Source organism: Solihabitans fulvus (assembly GCF_008386585.1).
In the GTDB taxonomy this organism is placed as follows: domain Bacteria; phylum Actinomycetota; class Actinomycetes; order Mycobacteriales; family Pseudonocardiaceae; genus Solihabitans; species Solihabitans fulvus.
Genome location: NZ_VUOB01000425.1, coordinates 1 through 305, shown reverse-complemented (window position 1 = coordinate 305; position 305 = coordinate 1). Strand labels below are relative to the sequence as shown.

Annotated in this window: 1 protein-coding gene; it reads left to right on the top strand. The window is 53.1% G+C overall.

Annotation, left to right across the window (positions count from 1 at the left end; genetic code table 11):
• Nucleotides 1-57: 57 nt before the first annotated feature.
• Nucleotides 58-305 (top strand): tropomyosin (locus F0L68_RS46230; protein ID WP_223199683.1); only part of this gene is annotated, 248 nt, incomplete at its 3' end.

Sequence of the window (305 nt, the reverse complement as noted above, 5' to 3'; positions counted from 1 at the left end):
CACGCGTCGACTCGACATATTTTCATCTAAGGGAGCTGAAAAAACAAAACCACCAAAATGGACGCGATCAAGAAGAAGATGCAGGCGATGAAGCTGGAGAAGGACAATGCCATGGACAAGGCCGACACCTGCGAACAGCAGGCTAGAGACGCCAACCTCCGTGCTGAGAAGGTAAACGAGGAAGTCCGCGAACTCCAGAAGAAGCTCGCCCAGGTGGAGGAAGACCTGATCCTGAACAAGAACAAACTGGAGCAGGCCAACAAGGACCTTGAAGAGAAGGAGAAGCAGCTGACCGCCACCGAAGC